The organism is Campylobacter concisus (assembly GCF_902460415.1).
GTDB lineage: Bacteria > Campylobacterota > Campylobacteria > Campylobacterales > Campylobacteraceae > Campylobacter_A > Campylobacter_A concisus_Y.
Genome location: NZ_CABPTY010000011.1, coordinates 1 through 3,668 on the forward strand (window position 1 = coordinate 1; position 3,668 = coordinate 3,668).

The 3,668-nt window shown below is 38.1% G+C and carries 4 protein-coding genes; all 4 read right to left on the minus strand.

Annotated features, from left to right (window positions below; translation table 11 throughout):
* A partial coding sequence (locus FZ940_RS09330; protein WP_148822338.1) for a replication initiation protein occupies window positions 1–550 on the minus strand: 550 nt, incomplete at its 3' end.
* 795 nt (window positions 551–1,345) lie between these two features.
* Window positions 1,346–2,494 carry a plasmid recombination protein gene (locus FZ940_RS09335; protein ID WP_148822339.1) on the minus strand — a complete coding sequence of 383 codons (1,149 nt, stop codon included), beginning with the start codon at window positions 2,492–2,494 and terminating at the stop codon, window positions 1,346–1,348.
* 198 nt (window positions 2,495–2,692) lie between these two features.
* Window positions 2,693–2,890: a hypothetical protein gene (locus tag FZ940_RS09340; protein ID WP_148822340.1), complete on the minus strand. Its 198-nt coding sequence runs from the start codon at window positions 2,888–2,890 to the stop codon at window positions 2,693–2,695.
* Window positions 2,891–2,928: 38 nt separating this feature from the next.
* A partial coding sequence (locus FZ940_RS09345) for a replication initiation protein (protein ID WP_148822341.1) occupies window positions 2,929–3,668 on the minus strand: 740 nt, incomplete at its 5' end.

Sequence of the window (3,668 nt, forward strand, 5' to 3'; positions counted from 1 at the left end):
AAATTCTTTTATCAATATCGCAAGATTGATAGCTTTCAGGAATACCTAAAAGCTCTTTAAAATCATCGTATCTAATGCACCAGCGTCCAGTTTGGCGATATTGTTTTAAATAGCGGTAGATTGTTTTTGTGTATGTGCCGCTAAGATTTACAAACTCCGCTAGCTCGTATCTAGTCCAGCCTTTAAGAGGGCTTGAAATATAACGGTCTTTAAAGCCTTGTGATACTCTAATTCTCAAGACTTTGTTTTTACTATCGGTTTCTATGCTTGGAAAAATAACGTCTTGTCTTAGGTCGCCTAGCTCGTTAATTTCATATCGAAATTTAAACTCTTGAAGCTTGCCTATCTTGTCTAAAATTTCTTTGCGGTAGCTGCTGCTATTAGCTATCTGCGCTAGCTCAAAAACCTTGTTAAAATCAAGCTCTAGCGTATCGCCACTAGCCTTTCTAAACTGCTGCAAAAGGGTAAAGAATACGTTTTGCTGCGCCTCATTTAGCGAATTAAATTTTAGCTCGTGCAGTTCATTTGAATACTTTATAACTTCGTTCATTTGTAGCCTTTTTATTTTGGGGCATTATAGCACCATAAAAGGACGTATGTCAATAATATGTCCTTTATTCAAGGACACTGCGTAAAATCTGTTACCCTTATCAGAGGAAAATCTATCCTTGAATAAGTGAGAAATCTCTACCCTTATCAGAGGAAAATCTGTCCTTGAATAGCGGAAAATCTGTCCTTGAATAAGAGGAAAATCTGTCCTTGAATAGCGGAAAATCTGTCCTTGAATACCCCTTGCCAAGCTCGACGCCATCGGCTCTAGCGAATACCTAAAAGATAAGAAAAGGTTTTTAAAAAGATGTTAAAAGGCGCGCGCGAAAAAAAATCGACTACTTTTTTGAAAAAATCTGACTATGAATTCGGACGCTTCAGCAGCGCTCAAATTGCTAGCGCAATTTTCGTCCGCGAGCTTTACGCCTTGCATAGTCGCTACGCTCCGCAAGGCTTTAGCAATTAGGCGAGCAGGTGCTCGAGGGGGGCACTTATGGGGTTTGCACCCCATACCCCAAATTTTTGAAGCAAAGAAACCAAAGGGCTTTAACTCTTGAAGCCCCACTAGGGGGCTAGGCTTAAGAAGCCTTTGTAACTAGCAAACAAAGTGCTATAATTACAATCAAGATGTTAAAAGGCATTTAAAACCGCCTCCTTTCAGAGGTGAAATTTAAAGCCAGAGGTTGCGACCCTTTGGCTTTAACCTCTACCAAAATTATATCAAATCACATTTTAAAAGTGCTAAGGCAAACACGCAGTGGCAAACTTAGCACCAGCAAACGAAGTGCGGTAGTCTTTATTGACGTCTAGCTTTAAAAACTCTCTCTTTATTTTCAGGCTGTAAAGGGGTCAAATTTGACCGCTGTTGAGTTTTCTCTATTTGTTCGATAAATTCCTCGTCTTTTTCTTTTTCGTTCAATAGAGGGGCTGTAAGCTCACTAGAAAAGATATTCTTGATAAAACTAAAGACATCTTTTGCGTGATTGCTGACGTAAGCCATTGCTTTTGATATGAAATTCTTTAGCTCGCTATTCTCTTGCTTGAGATTGATAATTTGGATTTCTTGAGCTTTGATAGTTTTATTTTTTTCCTCGAGGTCTTGCTCGAGCTTTTTTGTATAGAGGCTATTTTTTGCCACTTCTTCGGCGAGTTCTTGCTGTTCTAGGCGTAGCCTTTCTATTTCATCTCGCCTTTGTTTGTCAAGCGCCTTAAGCCTCTCAATTTCTGCTAGTAGTTCATCTTTGCTAAATTCCTGGTCGCTCTTTTTTATGCTCGATAAGCTATCAAAAAAGCCTTTTAAAAATCCCTTACCCTTACTCTCTTTACGCTCTTGCTCTAGTAGGGCGTTACGCTCTTTGAGGCTTAAAATTTCTCTCTCCAGCTGCTCTTTTTGCTGCGCTGCCTTTTTGTATTGCTTATGACTTAGGCGTTCAGCCTCTGAGTTTTCTTGTCCTCGCTCCATTTGCAACATTTCGGCAACTGCTGTTTGTAGCTCTCTTAGGTCGGCTGGCTTGATTTTCTCTTTTCTCCAGTTTTGCTGTCCGTCCTTAACCGTTACAAAAGTTATATGAGCGTGAAAGTTGTGCTGTGGCTTGTCGTTTTTATAATGCCCCTCATCTCTATGCACGGCAATAGTGGCGCAAGTGATATTAAATTTTTGCTCGATATACTCTGCTAATTTTTGCACGTCCTCGAGCGTGTGATTTTTATTGAGATTTAAAACGGCTTCCCAGTGTGAATTTTCAAAAGTTGGTCTTTTGCCTTTTTTTGTTCCGTATGATTTTAACTCCTCGTCAAAAATTTCTCTAGCTGATTTCTCATTTTGCCAGTAAAAATTTTCTAGTCGGTCGGCTGGTTTTAGTAAATAATTTGGTTCATCTTTTCTAAAATTATGGTCGTAAGAATGCCCCTTGGATTTTTGAAAATTGATAGATGATTTTGCCATTAGTTAGCCTTTGTAAAATCTCAAGCTTGTGAGAGATTTTACCGCACGATTTATTAAAACTTGTTTTAATAAAGGATAGTGCGCACTATCCTTTATTACTCGCAAGCTCGTAATAAAGTCGTGCGTAATGCAATGCAAACGTTGATATTTTTTGTTGAAACTCTGAAAATTTTTAGCCAGCAATATTGCTAAAATTTTTCAGCATTCTTTTTCCATTTCTCTTTCAAATTCTTCCAGCGACTGAGTTTGCTCGACCTTTTTTGTAAAAGCTCTTAAGGCTTTTAGTATCTCCTCTTTGTCGCTATCCATACGCAAACCAGTTTCCCCAACTGCAAAGTCGTAAGTGTGTTCGAGCATTTTTATTTGCTCTAGTATTAGCTTAACGGTTTCTTTCATTGCTTCATACTTTCAATGATTTTTTTAACATACAATGACTAAAAACCTAAGAAATTTTGTAGGTGTTTTATGCTCTCGAAAGTCATTTCGGTTATGTAGTCATCATCAGAATTTTTTAGCTTGGCTTTGATTTTATCCTGGTAATAATTTAGCTCAATAATTTTTAGGGTGTCATATTCTTGAGTGTGTGGATTTTTAACTCTGACGCTTTGGAAAAGGTAGGGTTTTAGCTCGTCGATTTTGTTTTGTTTCAAAGATCGCAGCCTCTCTTCTCTTTGGATATCTCTTGCAATAGTTGCTAGATTTCTTTCGTTCTCTTTCTCGTCTTTTTCAAGCTCTGAAACAGGCTGCGGCATAAAAGTAAATTCTAGCGTTTCAATCTCTCGTCCTTTTTTAAATTTTCGGACTGATAGTTTTTGAAAAGGTGTGCGGCGCATATCAAAAAGGTTGCGCTCCGCCGATAGTTCTTTGATTGTAGGCTTTAAAATTCTTTTATCAATATCGCAAGATTGATAGCTTTCAGGAATACCTAAAAGCTCTTTAAAATCATCGTATCTAATGCACCAGCGTCCAGTTTGGCGATATTGTTTTAAATAGCGGTAGATTGTTTTTGTGTATGTGCCGCTAAGATTTACAAACTCCGCTAGCTCGTATCTAGTCCAGCCTTTAAGAGGGCTTGAAATATAACGGTCTTTAAAGCCTTGTGATACTCTAATTCTCAAGACTTTGTTTTTACTATCGGTTTCTATGCTTGGAAAAATAACGTCTTGTCTTAGGT

What these genes read in the sequence shown, in the direction of transcription:
- FZ940_RS09335 (WP_148822339.1), bottom strand. Translation starts at nt 2,494, where the DNA reads ATGGCAAAATCATCTATCAATTTTCAAAAATCCAAGGGGCATTCTTAC.
- FZ940_RS09340 (WP_148822340.1), bottom strand. Translation starts at nt 2,890, where the DNA reads ATGAAAGAAACCGTTAAGCTAATACTAGAGCAAATAAAAATGCTCGAA.